The organism is Kitasatospora sp. NPDC056138, from assembly GCF_042264695.1.
Lineage (GTDB): Bacteria > Actinomycetota > Actinomycetes > Streptomycetales > Streptomycetaceae > Kitasatospora.
This window is the reverse complement of sequence record NZ_JBHJVK010000027.1, coordinates 46,615-63,700: the sequence shown is the minus strand read 5'-3', so window position 1 is coordinate 63,700 and position 17,086 is coordinate 46,615. Positions and strand designations below refer to the sequence as shown.

The window sequence follows — 17,086 nt, the reverse complement described above, 5'->3', positions numbered from 1 at the left end:
GTGGGGCGGCGGGTCCGGGCGGAGCGCCCGAGCCCGCTGTCGTCGTTCGTCCGGAGCTGGTGCTGCCGGAAAGCCGTTCCGGGTACCGCCGCAAGGCCGTTCCGGTGGCTGCGCCCGGTCGCGTCGTCCGGGGCGACTGCCCGGGGCGAGAGTCCGGGGGCCCGGCCGGAGGGTGTCCGCCCGGGCCGGCTCGTCGGTCTGGTGCATCGTCGGATTTCCCGGGTTCGCGGCGGTGCCGGACGGATTGAGTGGGTGTCAGGGGAGGTCCGGGGCGGCCGTGACGGTGGCAGTGGCCTGTGGCCGGCCGGGTGCCGGTGGTTAACCTGCTCCGGTGACCATCGAGCTGACCACCCTGTCGACGGTGTCCTACCGGGGGCAGGAGATCACCGCCCCCCGCCTGCGCGGGCTGCTCGCACTGCTCTGCGGCGAGCTGCGCACAGGGTGCAGCACCGGGCGGCTGGTCGACGGGCTGTGGCCGGACGAGCAGCCGGAGAACCCGGCCAAGGCGCTGCAGATCCTGGTCTCGCGGGCCCGGACGCGGCTGGGCCCCGGGGTCATCGTCAGCACGTCCACCGGGTACCGGCTCGCGCTCGGCGAGGAGCGGGTCGACGCCTCCGCCGTCCTGCTGCACGCCGCCGCGAGCGCGGAGAAGTCACGGGCTGGGGACCACGCGGGGGCGCTGGCCGAGGCCGAGGCGGGGCTCGAACTCTGGGCGGGTGACGGCGCCGGAGCCGAGGACGTGGTGCTCGACGACCCGGTGTCCGTGCTGCGGGCCGAGCGGGCGACGACGTACCGGTCACTGGTGCGGGCCCGTGCGCTCGGCCTGGCCAGGACCGGTCGCCGGGCGGAGGCCGTCGCACCGCTGGCCGAACTGGTGCGGGCGCTGCCGCGGGACGAGGAACTGCTGCTCGAACTGGTCCGCTGCGAGGCTGCCGCCGCAGGGGCGTCCACCGCTCTCGCGACGTACGACCGCTACCGCCGGGCGCTGCGCGACGAGCTCGGCACCGACCCGGGGCCCGCGCTGCGGGCCCTGCACCAGGAGCTGCTGCGGGGCGAGGCACCCGTGGTGCGGCACGGGGTGCCGCACGAGCCCAATCCGCTGCTCGGGCGCGACGGCGACATCGCCGCGGTGGAACGTCTGCTGCGGACCTCCCGGGTCACCTCGATCGTGGGCCCCGGCGGGCTCGGCAAGACCCGGCTCGCCGGTGCCGTCAGCCTGAACGCGGAGCAGCGGGTGGTGCACCTGGTCGCGCTCGCCGGTGTCACCGGCGACGAGGACGTGGTGGGCGAGGTCGCCTCGGCCCTCGGCGTCGCCGAGGGCCGGAGGACCCCGGTGGGCGGCTTCGGCCCCCCGACGGACGTCCTGACCGGCATCGTGGGCGCCCTCGGCCCCGGGCCCGCCCTGCTGGTACTGGACAACTGCGAGCAGGTGATCCGCGGTGCCGCCGAACTGGTGCGGGCCCTGGTGGCGATGACCCGGGATCTGCGGGTGCTGGTCACCAGCCGGGCGCCGCTGGGCCTCTCCTCCGAATCGGTCTACCTGCTGCCGGAGTTGGATCCGGCGACCACCGTCCAGCTGTTCGAGCAGCGCGCCCGGGCCGCCCGCTCCGACGTCGAGCTGCCGGCCGGCCAGGTTGCGGAGCTCTGCCGTCGGCTGGACGGGCTGCCACTGGCGACGGAGCTGGCGGCGGCCCGGGTGCGGGTCCTGTCGGTCGCCGAGATCTCCAGGCGGCTGGAGGACCGGTTCGCGCTGCTGCGGGGCGGTGCGCGGGACGCGCCGCAGCGCCACCGCACCCTGCACGCCGTCGTCGACTGGAGCTGGAACCTGCTCGAACCGGCCGGGCAGGCGGCCCTGCGCGCCCTCTCGGTCTTCCCCGGCGGTTTCACGGCGGACGCGGCCGAGCACGTGCTCGGCGGCCACGAACTGTTCGCCGGCCCCCCGGCGTCCGGGGGCGGACACCCGCACGGTGGCGAGGACGTCCTGGAGGTCCTGGAGGACCTGGTCGACCAGTCGCTCCTCAAGGCGGCCGACACCGCGTCCGGCACCCGCTTCCGGATGCTCGAGACCGTACGGGAGTTCAGCGCGGTCCACCGGGACGGCGCCGGTGAGAGCGAACGCGTGACGGAGCGGTTCACTGCCTGGGCCCGCGAGTTCGGCATCGCGTACCACGACGCACCGTTCGGGCCCGACGCCTTCGCCTCCTGGCAGTCGATCAGGGCCGAACAGGACAACCTCGTCCGGGCACTGCGGCTCGGGCTGGCCCGCGACGACGGCCCCACGGTCGCGGCGACCGCCGCCGTGCTCGGCACCCTGTGGACCACCGAGGCCAACTACACCCGGGTGATCGCCCTGGCCGAGGACACCGCCCGACTGCTCTCGCACTTCCGGCCGGAGCCCGGGTACGTCGAGGTGGTCCGCACCACGGCGACCCTGGTCACCGCCAACGTCCTGCTCGGGGTGGGCAGCGGGGCGCTGCGTTTCCTGGTCGCCCTGCGCCGGCTGCCGCCGGCTCCGCCGGGCACCCTGGTCGGGGCGATCGCGACCGTCCTGTGCGCCGCGCCGGAGGTGTTCGGGCCGGACCGCACACTGCTGAACGCGCTGTGCGACAGCGACGACCCGCTTCTCGCGGGCGTCGCCGAGGGCGTTGCCAGCTACGTGTGGGAGGGCGAGTACGAACCGGACCGGGCGATGGCCTCGGCCCGCAGACTGCTCGGCGCCCTTGAGGGGCGGCCCATCCCGTGGCTGCAGATCATGGCCCTGTCCCGGATCAGTGAACTGTGCCTGCAGGCCGAGCGGGGCGCGGAGGCGATACGCCACATGACGAGGGCCATGCAGGTCCTCGACGAGCTCGGCGAGTGGAACGACATGATCGGCCTGCGCTGGGGGATGGTGCTCGCGCACCTGCAGACCGGCGCCCTCGACGACGCGGAGCACTGGCTGGAGCAGGCCGTGCTGAACCGGCCGGAGGAAGCGCCGGACCTCCTGACCCCCGATCTCGGGGCGCGGGCCGAGATCGCCCTCGCGAGGGGTGAGACGGAGCGGGGCCTGAGCCTGTGGCGTCGGGCCGCGGACCGTCTGGAGCGCACCGGGGAACCCGTCTTCGGCGCCGAACTCGACCTGGAACCCTGGGTCCTGGAGATCCAGGCGGTCACCGTTGCCGCCCACGCGCGACACGGCCGGTCGGACCTCGTCGAGCAGCTCGCCGGAGTGCTTCCGGCCCGCCTGACGACCCTGCTGTCCCGGGCCGAGGCCCAGCCGCAGCGGGCCCTGGTGGACTTCCCGGTCTGCGGTGCGCTGCTGCTCGCCCTCGGCCTGGCCGACCTCGACCGGGGCGGTCGCACCGGTGACGCGCACCTGCTCGGGACCGGGGTACGGCTGATCGCCCTGGCCGAGCGCTTCCGCTGCCTGCGGAGCTTCCAGCCGACCATGTCCTCCGCCGGCGCCCGGAGCGCGGCCCAGAACGCCGACCGGGCGGCCTACGACGACGTGGTGTCGACGTACGCCGCCCTGGGGCGGGACGGTCTCGGGGCGGCCGCTCTGGCGCTGGTGCGGGAGCGGGAGGGGTCCTGACGGTGCATCCGGCGGCGGCGTCAGAACCGCACCGGCAGCCGCAGCAGGTGGAACCCGTCCGCCGGCCAGTGTCCGAACTCCAGCTCGTCCCGGCCCACGGCGAGCGCGGTGTCCGGCCGCCTGACGAGCACCTGGTCGAGGACCACCGAGGTGACCAGCCGGCCGAGGGCCGCGCCCAGGCAGTAGTGGGCGCCGTGGCCGAAGGCGAGGTGGCCGTCGCCACGGCCGAACTCCCGGGTGATGTCGAGCCGTTCCGGGGCGTGGCCGTACTCCTGGGGGTCGTGGTTCGCGGCGAGCAGCGCCACCGTCACCGTCTCGCCCTTCCGCAGCGCGGTCCCGGCGAACTCGAAGTCCTCGGTGGCGTACAGCGAGGCGCCGATCCGCACGAGGGTGACGTGGCGGAGCAGTTCCGGTACGGCCCGCTCCAGCAGCCCGGGTTCGGCGCGCAGCCGGGCCAGCTCCTCCGGGTGGTCGAACAGGGCCAGCACCGCGTGGGCGAGGAAGAGGGCGGGCGGGGTGATCCCGGTGTTGACCAGCAGGAGGACCACCGAGACCAGCTCGTCCTCGGTCAGCGGGGGCTCCTCGGCTCCGCCCCGGACCAGTGCGGAGACGAGGTCCTCGGTGGGCTCGGCCCGGCGCCGCGCGATCAACTCCTTGACGTACTCCACGATGCCGATGAGCCCGTCGGTCGTCCTGCCGCCGTCGCCGTACGCGAAGTCGCGTATCCACGCGCACACCCGGGGCCGGTCGGCCTCGTCGACGCCGACGAGTTCGCAGACGACCGAGGTGGTCAGCGGATAGGCGAACTCGCCCAGCAGGTCGGCCGCTTCGCCGGCCGCGGCGAGTCCGCGGACCAGCTCCCCGGCGGACCGCTCCACGAACGACCGGAGGGCGGCGATGCGCCGGGCGGTGAACGCCCGGGTGAGCGGGGCGCGGCGACGGGCGTGTTCCGCGCCGTCGAACAGCGCCAGATGGCCGGTCAGGTACTTCGCGTACTCGGCCGGGAATCCCTCGAAGGCGGCCGCCGCGAGCTCGGCCTGCGGGTCGGGCCCCCCGGCCCCGCCGGGAACCTTGGAGCGGTCCCTGATCAGGCGCGGCTCGGTCAGCGCGGCCCTGACGTCGGCGTAGCGGGTGACCAGCCTCACCGGGGTCCGCAGCTCCGGAAGCACCACACGGGGGAGTTCGGCCCGGGTGCGGAAGCCGGCGTACGCGCCGACCGGGTTCTCGACGAGCTCGGGGGTCAGCTGGACGGTGTTCTCGGACACGGCGGTTCCTGCTCTCCGGTGGCGGGACTGCTCGGGACTGACGGGGCGGGACTGGCGGGACTGCTCGGGACTGGCGGGGGCTCGGGACTAGCGGGGGTCACGGCCGAACTGCTTCCTCGACCACACGAAGCCGAGGACGGCGATCCCGGCGCACCAGGCCACGGACAGCCACCCGTTGTTGCCGATCGCCGTGCCGGTGAGCAGTCCGCGCAGGGTCTCGATGACGGTGGTGAACGGCTGGTACTCGGCGAACCAGCGGATCCAGCCGGGCATCGAGGCCACCGGCACGAAGGCGCTGCTGATGAAGGGCAGCAGGAACGACAGCGGCAGCACCGCGTTGCTGGCCGCCTCGGGGGCCGGGCTCGCCAGGCCGAGGCCGACCGCGAGCCAGGTGAGCGCGGTGCACACCAGGGCGAGGAGTCCGGCCGCGGCCAGCCACTCGACGGGCCCGGCGGCGGAGCGGAAGCCGATGGCGAGGGCGACACCGGTCACCAGGACCAGGCTGGCCATCGTCTGGATGACACTGCCGACCACGTGGCCGACCAGCACCGAGGAGCGGGAGACGGCCATGGTGCGGAAGCGGGCGACGATGCCCTCGGACATGTCGGTGCAAACGGCCACCGCGGTCGGCATCGCCCCCGAGCCCACGGTCATCAGCAGGATTCCGGGGACCACGTAGGCGATGTACGCGGCGCGGTCGCCGCCGCCGCCGAGCCCGGTGCTCAGCGCGGTGCCGAAGACGTACACGAAGAGGAGCAGCATGATGATCGGCATGCCCACGACGCCGATCGTCATGGACGGGTAGCGCCTGGCGTGCAGCAGGTTGCGGCGCAGCATGGTCGCGGAGTCGCGCAGGGCATAGGACAGGGAGCTCATCGGGCTTGCACCTTCTCGTTGCCGGGGCGGCCGGTGACCGCGAAGAAGACGTCGTCCAGGTCGGGGGTGTGCACGGTCAGCGCGTCGGCCTCGACCGCCGCGTCGTCGAGACGGTCGAGCAGGGAGCGCAGGGCGCGCACGCTGCCGTCGTTGGGAACCTGCAGGGAGAGCGCCTCGTCGTCCGGGATCCCGGTGCCCAGCGCCCTGGTGGCCGCCGCGAGTACGGTCGCGTCCGCGAACTGCAGCCGGACGTGCCCGCCGGGGACCAGGCGCTTGAGTTCGGCCGGGGTGCCCTGGGCGACCAGCTTTCCCTGGTTGAGGACCGCGATGCGGTCGGCGAGCTGGTCGGCCTCCTCCAGGTACTGCGTGGTCAGGAAGACGGTCACGCCCCCGGCCACCAGGTCGCGGACGGCCTCCCACATGCTGTGGCGGCTGCGCGGGTCGAGGCCGGTCGTCGGCTCGTCGAGGAAGATCACGCTCGGCGCGCCGACCAGCGTCATCGCGATGTCCAGACGGCGGCGCATTCCGCCGGAGTAGGTGGAGGCCGGCTTCCCGGCAACGTCGGCCAGATCGAACCGCTCCAGCAGCTCGACGGTGATCCGTCGGCCCTCCCGGCGGCCCAGGTGGTGCAGGTCCGCCATGAGGGTCATGTTCTCCTCGCCGGTGATCATGTTGTCCACGGCGGAGAACTGCCCGGTGACGCCGATCGCGCCGCGCACCGCGTCGGGGCTCTCGGCCAGGTCGTGTCCGGCGACGCTGGCCCGTCCGCCGTCGGGGGTGACCAGGGTGGAGAGGATCTGGACGGTGGTGGTCTTGCCCGCGCCGTTGGGCCCGAGCAGGGAGAAGACCGTGCCCCGGGGGACCTGGAGATCGATGCCGTCGAGGACCGTCTTGTCGCCGTAGGCCTTGCGCAGTCCGCGGGCCGCGATGGCCGGCCCGTCCGGTGCGGTGCGGTGGTGTGAGGTCATGCCGCAGAGCTTGTCGGCGCCGGGCTTCAGCGCGGTTTCAACCCGGTTTCACGGTGGGCCGCGGACGGATACCCGGACCGGCCCGATGCCCGATGCCCGATGCCCGGCGCCACGGCGGGCCGGCGAGCGGGCCGGCCCCGCGCACCCCGAGATGCCGTCAGGGCCGGTGCCCCGTGAAGGACACCGGCCCTGACGGCGCTACCGGTTCGGGCCGGCCGGGGGCGCTAGGCACCGGCTCCGACGGGTTCCTCGGCAGGCTCCTCGGAGCCCTGCACAGCGGTGCCCTGTTCGGTGGCACCCTCCTCGGTGACAGCCTGTTCGGTGGCAGCCCGATCGGTGGCAGCCCGATCGGTGGTGGGGAACGCGAGCACCTGGGACAGCAGCGCCACCACGACGCCCATGGCCAGCCCGATCCCCACGAAGAGCATGGTCATCCCGTTGCCGACGAACAGACCGGCGAGGGCCGGCCCCAGGGTGAAGCCGGCGGACACCGCGATGCCGTAGAGCGCGTTGACCCGCCCGCGGTTGGCATGGGTGGCGGCGGCGTTGACCAGCGTGGGCACCACCGCGGAGTAGAAGGCCGCGCCGACGGACGCGATGGCCGCGCCGACGCACGCCAGCGCGATCACCAGGGTCTCCGAGTGGAGGCGGGGCGCCAGCAGGAGGAGCGCCCAGAACACCGACCAGGACAGGGCCGCGATGGCCAGCGAGATCCGGGGCGGCAGGCGCTTGATCACGGAGAGCAGGGTGACCTGGGCGAGGACGGCGATCACCGTGTCGACGAAGAAGACCTTGGCCAGGTCGGCTGCGTGCAGGTCCGAGATGGTCACCAGCACCGCCGGGACGCCCGACTCCAGCTGCGAGTAGCCCAGGGTGAAGAGCAGGAAGGCGACGAGCAGGGCCGCGAGCAGCGGCCGGTTGCCCAGCGCACTGCGGTAGGAGGCACGGGGGCCGTCCTTGTCCCGGTCGCCGCCGCCCGGCTGCGGCAGCCGCTTCGAGACGGTGACCATCAGCCATCCGGCCACCACGAAGGTGAGTCCGTTGATCAGGTAGAGCGTGCGGAACGTCCACAGGTCACTGGTGGCGACCACGCTTCCCGCCACGATCCCGCCGATGCCCAGACCGGCGTTGGAGATCCCGAAGTTGAGCCCGAACACGACCGGGCGCTGGTCCGGTTCCACCGCTTCCGCCAGCAGGGCCTGCCAGACGGAGTTGCCGCCCACGCCCAGGCCGAACACCGCCGCGGCCAGCAGTGCCTGCCACGGTGCGGAGACCAGCGCGTACAGGCAGGTGCCCGCCGCGGCCACGACCATGGCGGAGAGGATGGTCCAGAATCGGCCGACCACGTCCAGGGCCCAGCCGGCGACCAGACCGCCGAGGAAGGCCGTGACCGAGGTGAGCGCCACCGCTTCGGTGGCCACGGAGACGTCGAACCCGTGCGCCTGGACGAGGTAGACCACCAGGAGCGGCAGTACCAGGCCGGAGCCGAGTGAGTTGACACCGCTGGCGAACAGCAGCTGCCGGGCCGCCGACGGCAGCTCCCGGAAATCCTTGATGACTGTCATGCCGGGCGCCTATTCGACCGGGGTGGTCTCGTAGACCAGCGCGGATTCCAGCTCGACGGCCCGTGCGACGAACTCGTCCTCGCTGTCGGCACCGATGACCAGGAGCAGCGCGGCCGTCACCGAACTGACCTGGATCGTCTCGCCGACCCGGCGGAGCCGTTCCACCTCGAGGACGCAGGGGAACGCACCGATCGCCTCGTCGCTCGGTTCCCGGGTGATGCGCCCCGCCGACTCGGGGGTCAGCAGCAGCCAGCCGACGTAGCGGAACGGGGGCTCGTGCAGGGCCACCGAATCCCGCCGACGGTGGGTGAGGGACTCCGCCCAGATCTCGCGCAGGTCGGCGCCGAGCGGCCGGAACGCCTGGGTGACACCGCCACCGCCGGGGCGGGTGGCGAGCTCGGAGAACCACAGGGTGCCGTCGGCGGACCGGAACAGCTCGGTGTGCGTGATGCCGTCGGTGATCTCCAGTGCCTCGTTGACGCGGTGGTGCAACTCCTCGACGGCGGCGTAGAGTTCACCCTCCTCGGCACGCGGCAGCAGGATCGCGCCGTTCAGGTGACCGGGCTTGTCGACCTCGATCCGAGGCCGCAGGTAGCGGCTCACCCCGATCTCCCACAGCTCGCCGTCGACCCACACGGCGTCGACGTGGAACTCGTCGCCGCGGATCAGCTGCTCGGCCATCAGGGTGCCGGCGTCCGAGTTCTCCGCCAGCCAGAGCGCCAGTTCCTCGGCCGTGTCCACCCGTGCCGTACTGGTGGTGCCCATGCCCGCGACCGGCTTGACCACGGCCGGGAACCCGATCTCCTGCGCGACGTGCCGGGTGGCCGTCCCGGGGTCACCGGAGGGGACCGTGGTGAAACGGGCCGCGCGCACCCCGGCCGAGGCCACCGCGCTCTTCATCGCGCGCTTGTCCCTGACCCGGACGCTCTGGACGATCGTCGGCTGTTCGAGGCCCAGCAGGGTGGCGAGGTACGCCGCACCGAACTGGCCGCGCTCGCAGGTGCTGACAACCTTGTCGAAGACCGTGCCCTCCAGCTGCAGGCTGGTGGCGAGCGTCGCGAGCTCGTCCATCGCCTCGAAACTGCCGATCGTGATGAGCCGCTCCAGGCGCTCGGCGACCGCGGGGTCGATGTGGCGGTTCGCAGCCTCCCATTCATCGAGGAGCAGGACGACCTTCGCCCCTGTTGCCAGGAGCGCCTCGACGGAACCCGCTTCCCAGCGACATACGAGAAACCGCATGAAAGGAACCTCTCTTCAGATCTTTCGGATCGAACACCCGCAAGTTCTTCGGCCGTCCGGCGGGTGGCTGCCGGTCAAGAATTCAGTGGAACTCGACTTGATAATTTCTGCTGCCCGACCAGGATCGCGTAGCGCTCTCCGAACACCAAGGCCGGAATCTGGCAGTTTGCGGACTGGCACTTTGTTGTCACAGCTCGTGGCCGGGGTGATTTCGAGGCCGGATTGATCCCGGGGTCGGGGTCCGGAGCGTCGGTCCGCTGCCGGTCGGGCGCGCCCGCGCGATCCGGCGGGAGCGCGGCATCCGTCGGGGTGCGCACGCGGACTCGGCGGCGCTCATCGCGGAAGGTGACGTCGCGGCTCCGTCGAGTCGGTGGACGTGGTCATCGGGTGCCGGTCGGGCGGAGGTTTGGTGGGCGGTGTGCCCCCACCGTCCGACGAGCCGCCGCGCGAGCCCGGGCGAAGCGGAAACGCGGCTCGCCGGGTCAGGTGCCGAACCCGGGTCCGTAGCGTCCGCGTGGCCGCCGACCTGCGTCGATGGTCAAACTCGGACATAACCCGAATCCGTCGCGGCAGGCCGTATGGCTATCGCCGATCCTCGGGTGTCCGGCTATAGTCCAGGGGGGTGAATCTCTTGTGGATGACAGTAAACGCGCCAGGTGACTTCGGAGCCCGAGCTCTCGATCAGGATCGTCCGGCACATCAGCCGGGCCTGCCGCAGGGCTTCTCGGGAATCAGTTGAACTGAAAAACAGGACGGCATCGAAGCCGCCTGGCACGGGGGAAGTGTAGGAATGTTCGAGGTTCCCTTCCTGAACCTCGAAATTCTTTATCGCTGACATCACCGCATGTATGTCGTGTGGGCTCGCCTCCGCATCGCTCGCGGCGGCGCGCCTGGCCATCAGGGCGACTGCGTACATGAGAGAAGCATCCCGCATGAAAGGCCGTGAAAGGCTGCCATCTAGTGGCAGGAAGCAGACTGGCAGGAAGGTGCCGGTGAGGAGAAGTGTGCCGGTGAGCAGTAATCACACCAGCGAAAACGAAGTGAAGTCCTCGCTCGCGTGCCTGGGCGTTAATCCTCATGCGGAAATGGTCTACCGGGCGATGCTCGGTCATCCGCGCTGGAGTGTTCGCGGACTCGCGGAGGAACTCCGGATCGAGGAGGACGAAGTCAGATCCGGTCTGGACGAGTTGGCGAGGACCGCACTCGTCAGGGCGTCGTGGGACGCGCCCGAGCTGGTCACCGCGGTGAAGCCGAGCATCGGCCTGGCGGCCCTGATAGCCGCCCAGCAGAAGGACCTGCTGGAGCGCCAGCGAAAGCTGGACGAGGGCCGCTCCATCATGGCCGACCTGATGGTCGAGTACGACAGCGCCCAGGGAACCCAGCAGAGCGGCGGAATCGAATACCTGCCGGGCCTGGATTCGGTCAGGACACGAATCGAGGAACTCTCCCGCGACGTCCAGACCGAAGTTCTGGCCCTCATTCCCCGGGCCGCGCTCTCCGTCGAGGGGATGGAGGCCAGCAAGGCGCTGGACGAGGAGATCCTGGCCCGCGGGGTGACCGTCCGCACGGTCTACCTGGACAGCGTCCGGAACCACTCGACCACACGGCAGTACGCGCGCTGGTTGACCGGCCTCGGCGGCGCGGTCAGGACCGTCCCCGCACTGCCGATGCGCATCATCGTGATCGACCGCAAGGTCGCCGTCCTGCCGATCGATCCCGAGGAGTCCAGCAAGGGCGCCCTGCTGCTGCGGGAGCCCAGCGTCATCGCCGCGATCCTGGTGCTCTTCGAGAAGATCTGGGAGACGGCCTGCCCGCTGGGGACCTCGGACCAGCGCGACGACCAGGGGCTCAGCGCGCAGGAGCGGGAACTGCTGCGGCTGCTCGCCTCCGGCATGACGGACGAGGTGGCGGGCCGTCACCTGGGGCTCTCACTGCGCAGCGTGCGCAGGCTCATGTCCGACATGATGGCCAGGCTGGAGGCCCGCAGCCGGTTCGAGGCCGGGGTGCGGGCGGCCGAGCGCGGCTGGATCTAGCCCGGCCCGACCGGCCCGCACGGTCGACCGGCACGACCGGCACGACCGGCACGACCGGCCGGCCCGTGAGGGGTGTGCGGCTGCTGCCCGGCCCGCGCGGGCCGGGCAGCCCCGGGTCACCGCTCCGCGATGGAGGCCACGGTGGGCCGGGCCAGCGCCAGGTAGTCGGACACGGCGAGCGCCACGGACATGTCGAGCCGGCCGGTGTTGAAGAAGATCTCGTCGTGGCCGGTCAGCCCCTCGTCGACCAGCACCTCAAGCCCGGGCGAGCAGAGCACGAACGGTGCGATCGAGCCGCTGACACTGCCCGTCATCCGCTCGGCCACGTCCCGCACGGCGAACGAGGCCTCGGTACCGCCGAGCAGGTCGGCCACGGCGGCCAGGTCGACCCGGCGGTCGCCCGGCACGACGGCGAGGACGTACCGCCGCCGGCGCTTGCCGAGTGCGACCCGCAGCACGATCGACTTCGCGGCCTGTGCGAGCGGGTGCCCGCGCAGGCTGCTGGCCCGGTCGGTGCGCCCCTCCGGCGCGTGCGGAATGAAACGGTGCCGCGCTCCGGCGGCCCGGAACAGTGCGGCGAGCGTGGCGTGCACGTCGGTGCCGGCTCCGGGGTCCTGCGGGCGCGCCGGGGCACGGACCGCGGCAACCGGGCCCTCGCACCGCTGAGTCCGGGGCCGGGCCGGCCCCCGGGTGGTGGCGCCCGGCCCGGACGCCACCAGCGTCGAAGCGGCCGCCGTCAGCACCGCCGTTCCCGCCCCCGCGACCGCGGCGGCCGTACCGGCGGTGAGCACCGCCGTTCCGGTGCCGCCGCGGCTGCCCGGACGGACGGCACCCGCGCCGGTCCGCGTCGGTGCGAGGGTCCCGGCGGGCCTCACTGGAATCTCCGGCCGAGGATCCCGGCCGCCGCGGCACGGGCCACCAGCAGGGCGTCGGCGAGCTTCCCGGCGTGGCGGCCGCCCGCGTTGGCCAGCGCCCCCTTGCCGCCCGCGCCGCCGCCGATCACCGCGGCCGCCTCGGTCAGGACGTGCTGGGCCTCAACGCCGCTGTCCCGCAGCAGACCGCCCACGGCCGCCGCCAGCATGGCCTTGTCCCCGTCGGTGGTTCCCAGGACCACGACACCCACCCCGCCGGCCACCCGCTGGGCGACCGTCGAAGCCAACTGGCGCAGTTCCTGGGCCGTGACGTCCTCCACCCGGCCGGTGATCAGCACACCGCCCGGCACCACCTCGGCCTTCTCGGCCAGCGTCGCGGCCTTGGCGGCCAGTTCGCTCCCGCGCAGCCGCTCCACCTCGCCCTGGGCGCGGGCCAGCAGGTCGAGCCGCTTGCGGAGCGAGCCCACCGCGTCCTCGGGGCGGCTGCCCAGCAGGCACGCCAGCTCGCGCAGCAGCCGCCGCTCGCGGTTGGCCGACAGCAGCGCCTCCCGGCCGGTGTAGGCCTCGATCCGGCGCAGGTTGGCGCCCACCGAGGACTCCCCGGTGATGCGCACCGCGCCCACCTGGGACCCGTGCACGACATGGGTGCCACCGCACAGCTCGCGCGAGAAGTCGCCGATGTCGACGATGCGCACCTTCTCCTCGTACTTCTCCCCGAACAGCGCCAGCGCGCCCGCCCGTTCGGCCTCCGCGCGGTCCGCGTGCCACACCCGGACCTCGGGGTCGGCCAGCAGGTGGCCGTTGACCCGCTCCTCGATCTCCTCCAACTGCCCTTCCGACAGCGCCGAGAAGTGCACGAAGTCGAAGCGCAGCCGGCCGTCGTCCACCAGCGAGCCGTGCTGTGCCGCGTGCCGGCCCAGCTGTTCGCGCACCACCGCGTGCAGCACGTGGGTGGCCGAGTGCGAGCGGGCCACGGCCGCCCGGCGGACGCCGTCCACCTCGGCCTGGGCGGTGTCCCCGGCCCGCACCTCGCCCGAGACCACGCGGGCGGTGTGCACGTGGAAACCGGGCAGGCCCCGACGGGTGTCGGTGATCTCCAGGACGGCGCCGCCCGCCGTGCGCAGCGAGCCGGTGTCGCCCACCTGGCCGCCGCCCTCGGCGTAGAACGGCGTGCGCCCGAGCACGAGTTCGACCTCGGCGCCCTCGCCGGCCGCCTCGATCTGCTGCCCGCCGTCGAGCAGTCCGAGGACCGTGGTCTCGGCGGTGAGGCGCTCGTACCCGACGAAGTCCGTCCGTCCGTGCCGGGCCGACAGCTCCCGGTAGGCGTCCATCCGGCGCAGCGCGGCCGCGGTCCTGGTCTTTCCGCCGCTCTTGGCGCGCTGCTGCTGTGCGGCGAGCAGGGCGGCGAACCGGTCCTCGTCGACCGCGAGGCCCGCGTCGTGCGCCGCCTCCAGGGTCAGTTCGACCGGGAAGCCGAAGGTGTCGTGCAGTTCGAAGGCGGTCTCGCCGGACAGCGTGCCGGTCTTCTCCTCCTCGGCCCGCCGGACGGCGGCGTCCAGGAGTTTGGCGCCCTGGCGCAGGGTGCGGCCGAAGGACTCCTCCTCGGCGCGGACGACCTGCTCGATCAGCCCGGCCTGTTCGGTCAGTTCGGGCCAGGCCGGGCCGAGGTTGGCGACGACACTGCCGGTCACGGCGGGCAGCAGCGGGCCGTCGATGCCCAGCAGCCGTCCGTGCCGGACCGCGCGGCGCATCAGGCGGCGCAGGATGTAGCCGCGCCCCTCGTTGGAGGGCAGCACTCCGTCGGCGATCAGGAAGGCCATCGCGCGGGCGTGCTCGGTGACCACCTGGAAGGACACCTTCTCCGCACCGCTGCCCGGGTACGCGCGGGACGCCAGTTCCTGCACGGTGTGCAGGGTCGGCGCCAGCAGGTCGGTCTGGCAGACGTTGTCCACGCCCTGGAGGATCACCGCGAGCCGCTCCAAGCCCATCCCGGTGTCGATGCCCTTCATCGGCAGCTCGCCGAGGATCGGGTAGTCCGTCTTCCCGTCGCCCTCGCCCCGCCCGAACTGCATGAAGACCAGGTTCCAGATCTCCATGTAGCGCTCGTCGTTGACGGCCGGGCCGCCCTCGGCGCCGAACTCCGGCCCCCGGTCGTAGTAGAGCTCCGAGTTGGGTCCGCACGGGCCGGGCACGCCCATCGACCAGAAGTTGTCCTCCTTGCCGAGTCGCTGGATGCGCGAGGAGGGGATGCCGATCCGCTCCCAGCAGCGGATCGACTCGTCGTCGTCCAGGTAGACGGTGGCCCACAGCCGCTCGGGGTCGAGTCCGTACCCCTTGGTGACCAGCTCGTACGCGTACGCGATGGTGTCGGCCTTGAAGTAGTCGCCGAAGGAGAAGTTGCCGAGCATCTCGAAGAACGTGCCGTGCCGGCTGGTGCGTCCGACGTTCTCGATGTCGGAGGTGCGGGCGCACTTCTGCACCGAGACCGCGCGCGGGAACGGCGCCGGGGTCTCACCGAGGTAGTACGGCTTGAACTGGTTCATCCCCGCGTTGGCGAGCAGCAGCGTCGGGTCGTCGGGGACCAGCGGACTGGAGCGGACGAGCTGGTGGTCACGGCCGGTGAAGAAGTCGAGGAAGGTGGAGCGGATCTGCTGGGAGTGCACGGGGTCACCTCGGTGAAAGCGATTTGCGAAGCAAGTACGGTCGGGCTGGCGGGAGTTCAGACAAGGCAGGGGATCGCGGAGACGGAGGTGACGCCGAAGGCCGGCTCGCGGACGAACGGCGTCGAACCGGGGCGAAGGCCCGGATGGCGGCGGTCCAGGGCCCGGAACAGCACCTCGATCTCCATCCGGGCGAGCGCGGCGCCGAGGCAGAAGTGCCCGCCGCGCCCGAACGCGACGTGCCGGCCCCCGGTGCGGCGGATGTCGAACCGGTCGGGGTCGGTGAACACCTCCGGGTCCCGGTTGGCCGCCGCGAGCACCAGGACGACCCGCTGGCCCTTGGTGATGTGGTGCCCGTGGTAGGTGAAGTCCCGCAGGGCGGTGCGCGGGGCGAAGTGGAAGGGCGAGGCGTGCCGCACGGCCTCCTCCACGGCCGCGGCGTACGGGACCACCCCGTCCCGCAGCGCGGCGTGCTGGGCCGGGTCGGCGAGCAGCCGGCTCATGCCGACCGCGATCGCGGTGCTCACCGGTTCGGCGCCGCCGGTCAGCAACTGCGCGAACAGCGCGGTGACTTCCTCGTCGTCCAGCGATCCGTCCGCGTACAGGGAACCGAGCAGTGCGGCCATCGGTCCCGCGCCGCGCGGCAGTACGGTCCCGGTGACGTACCGGGTCAGGTCCCGGACCGCCGATCCCGCGGCCAGTGCGACGTCCTTCGCCAGCACGGGCATGCTCAGGTAACCGATGAGCGCGTCCGACCAGCGCAGGACGTCCTCCTGCTCCTCGTCGAGGATGCCGAGGAAGGCGCAGACGGCGGTCAGCGCGTAGGGGCGGGCCACCTGCCGGAACAGGTCCTGCTCGCCCGGGGACAGCGCGCCGACGGCCGCCTCGGCGTGTGCCCTGATGGTCTCGGTGAACGGCTCCAGGCTGCGCGGGGTGAAGGCGCGCTGGAGGGCCTTCCTGGCCTTGAGCTGGTACGGCGGGTCCGCGAAGACCAGCCACTTGCCGAGGAAGCGCTCGACCGGCGCGAAGGCCGCCCGCATGTCCTCGGTCATCCCGGCCAGCATCTCGGTCTTGTCCCTGGCGCCCAGGGCGGACTCCATGAGCAGCGCCTCGACGTCGGCGTGCCGGGTGACGTACCAGCTGCGGGTCGGCTCGTTCCAGTGCACCGGTTCGTACGCCCGCAGCCGGGCGAAGAAGGGTGCCGGGTCGAGCGCCACCTCGGGGTGCAGGATCTCTGCCGGGTCCACGGCGGTGTGCCGGAGCAGCCCGGCGGGTGCGGGTACGGGTGCGGCTTGCGGGGTCATGTGCTGCTCTTCCGGGGCGGGTTGGCGTTCGGGCGGCCCTGCGCGGGCTGCTGCGCGAGTTCGCGGGCGGGCCGCTGCGCGGTCTCCTGGACGGGCTGCTGCGCGAGTTCGCGGGCGGTGCGCAGCAGGGTGTCGCCGAAGTCCCGGAGCGCGCTCCTGCCGAGTGCGGCCGGGTGCGAGGTGAGGACCAGGTCCAGCCGGCCGTCGGGCCGGCACGGGTCCAGCACCTCGACGGTCAGCTCGCTGTCGTTGGTGTGGCGCGGCAGGTGGGCGGGGACGAGTTCGGCGTCGCCGAGCCGCAGCGTGCGCGAGGCGCAGATCGGCCGGTCGGTGAAGACGGACCGGATCCCGTGCGGGCTCCGGGGCGCGGACCACTGCCGCAGCAGGGCGAAGTCCGCCGCCCGCAGGACGTCCGGGTACGACGCCGAGGGGTCGGCGCCGGCCGAGGTGCGGATGCGTACCGGGAGGACGTGCGCGAGGTGGGCCACCACGGACCACTGCCAGGGCTCGGCCCGGCCGGGCACCCGCAGCCCGACGCGGAAGTCCCGCTGTCCGGTGTAGCGGGCCAGGGCCAGCCCGTACACCGCGAAGAGCGCGAGCGCGGGGGTGGCGGTCTCCGTCCCGGCGCGCCGCACGAGCGCGTCGACCACCTGCCGCTCGACGGACACCCGCAGCCGTGGGGGGGGGGGGGGGGCCGCGGGCCCCGCGCCGCCCCGGCCCGCCTCGCCAGCGG

The 17,086-nt window shown here is 72.8% G+C and carries 12 protein-coding genes; 2 read left to right on the top strand and 10 right to left on the bottom strand.

The window, feature by feature from the left end; genetic code table 11:
- The first annotated feature begins 331 nt into the window (after positions 1-331).
- Entirely contained in the window at positions 332-3,571 is a 3,240-nt protein-coding gene (locus tag ACFC1R_RS18670; protein ID WP_375939831.1) for a BTAD domain-containing putative transcriptional regulator, read from the top strand.
- Positions 3,572-3,591: 20 nt separating this feature from the next.
- Here the strand turns inward: ACFC1R_RS18670 and ACFC1R_RS18665 are convergent, their stop codons facing one another.
- The 6 genes from ACFC1R_RS18665 to ACFC1R_RS18640 all read right to left on the bottom strand — a co-directional run bounded on the left by ACFC1R_RS18665 (position 3,592) and on the right by ACFC1R_RS18640 (position 10,400).
- The gene (locus ACFC1R_RS18665; RefSeq protein ID WP_375939829.1) at positions 3,592-4,836 is read right to left on the bottom strand and encodes a cytochrome P450; all 1,245 of its coding nucleotides are present in this window, start codon (positions 4,834-4,836) and stop codon (positions 3,592-3,594) included.
- A gap of 87 nt (positions 4,837-4,923) precedes the next feature.
- Positions 4,924-5,712, bottom strand: a complete 789-nt coding sequence (locus ACFC1R_RS18660) for an ABC transporter permease (protein ID WP_375939826.1) — start codon at positions 5,710-5,712, stop codon at positions 4,924-4,926.
- Positions 5,709-6,680, bottom strand: coding sequence for an ATP-binding cassette domain-containing protein (locus tag ACFC1R_RS18655; RefSeq protein WP_375939824.1), 972 nt, complete (start codon positions 6,678-6,680; stop codon positions 5,709-5,711). The genes ACFC1R_RS18660 and ACFC1R_RS18655 overlap by 4 nt, the downstream gene beginning before the upstream one ends.
- A 224-nt stretch (positions 6,681-6,904) precedes the next feature.
- Complete coding sequence (locus ACFC1R_RS18650) at positions 6,905-8,245, bottom strand: MFS transporter (RefSeq protein WP_375939822.1); 1,341 nt, start codon at positions 8,243-8,245, stop codon at positions 6,905-6,907.
- A 9-nt stretch (positions 8,246-8,254) separates the two neighbouring features.
- On the bottom strand, positions 8,255-9,484 hold the full coding sequence (locus ACFC1R_RS18645) for an acetyl-CoA carboxylase biotin carboxylase subunit family protein (protein WP_375939820.1): 1,230 nt from the start codon (positions 9,482-9,484) through the stop codon (positions 8,255-8,257).
- A gap of 607 nt (positions 9,485-10,091) precedes the next feature.
- Positions 10,092-10,400 (bottom strand): hypothetical protein, encoded by a 309-nt coding sequence (locus ACFC1R_RS18640; RefSeq protein WP_375939818.1) that lies wholly within the window; start codon positions 10,398-10,400, stop codon positions 10,092-10,094.
- A 94-nt stretch (positions 10,401-10,494) separates the two neighbouring features.
- Here ACFC1R_RS18640 and ACFC1R_RS18635 point away from each other — a divergent pair, with 94 nt between their 5' ends.
- Positions 10,495-11,517 carry a LuxR C-terminal-related transcriptional regulator gene (locus ACFC1R_RS18635; RefSeq protein ID WP_375939816.1) on the top strand — a complete coding sequence of 341 codons (1,023 nt, stop codon included), beginning with the start codon at positions 10,495-10,497 and terminating at the stop codon, positions 11,515-11,517.
- A gap of 116 nt (positions 11,518-11,633) precedes the next feature.
- On the opposite strand, the gene ACFC1R_RS18630 is transcribed toward ACFC1R_RS18635, so the two are convergent.
- The 4 genes from ACFC1R_RS18630 to ACFC1R_RS18615 are packed head-to-tail and all read right to left on the bottom strand — an operon-like array spanning position 11,634 to position 17,021.
- Positions 11,634-12,392, bottom strand: a complete 759-nt coding sequence (locus ACFC1R_RS18630; protein WP_375939814.1) for a YbaK/EbsC family protein — start codon at positions 12,390-12,392, stop codon at positions 11,634-11,636.
- Positions 12,389-15,052 (bottom strand): alanine--tRNA ligase, encoded by a 2,664-nt coding sequence (alaS, locus tag ACFC1R_RS18625; RefSeq protein WP_375939812.1) that lies wholly within the window; start codon positions 15,050-15,052, stop codon positions 12,389-12,391. The genes ACFC1R_RS18630 and alaS overlap by 4 nt, the downstream gene beginning before the upstream one ends.
- A 56-nt stretch (positions 15,053-15,108) precedes the next feature.
- Entirely contained in the window at positions 15,109-16,353 is a 1,245-nt protein-coding gene (locus ACFC1R_RS18620; protein ID WP_375939810.1) for a cytochrome P450, read from the bottom strand.
- Positions 16,350-17,021 (bottom strand): hypothetical protein, encoded by a 672-nt coding sequence (locus ACFC1R_RS18615; protein WP_375939808.1) that lies wholly within the window; start codon positions 17,019-17,021, stop codon positions 16,350-16,352. Before ACFC1R_RS18615 ends, ACFC1R_RS18620 begins: the two co-directional genes overlap by 4 nt.
- Between the last annotated feature and the right edge of the window lie 65 nt (positions 17,022-17,086).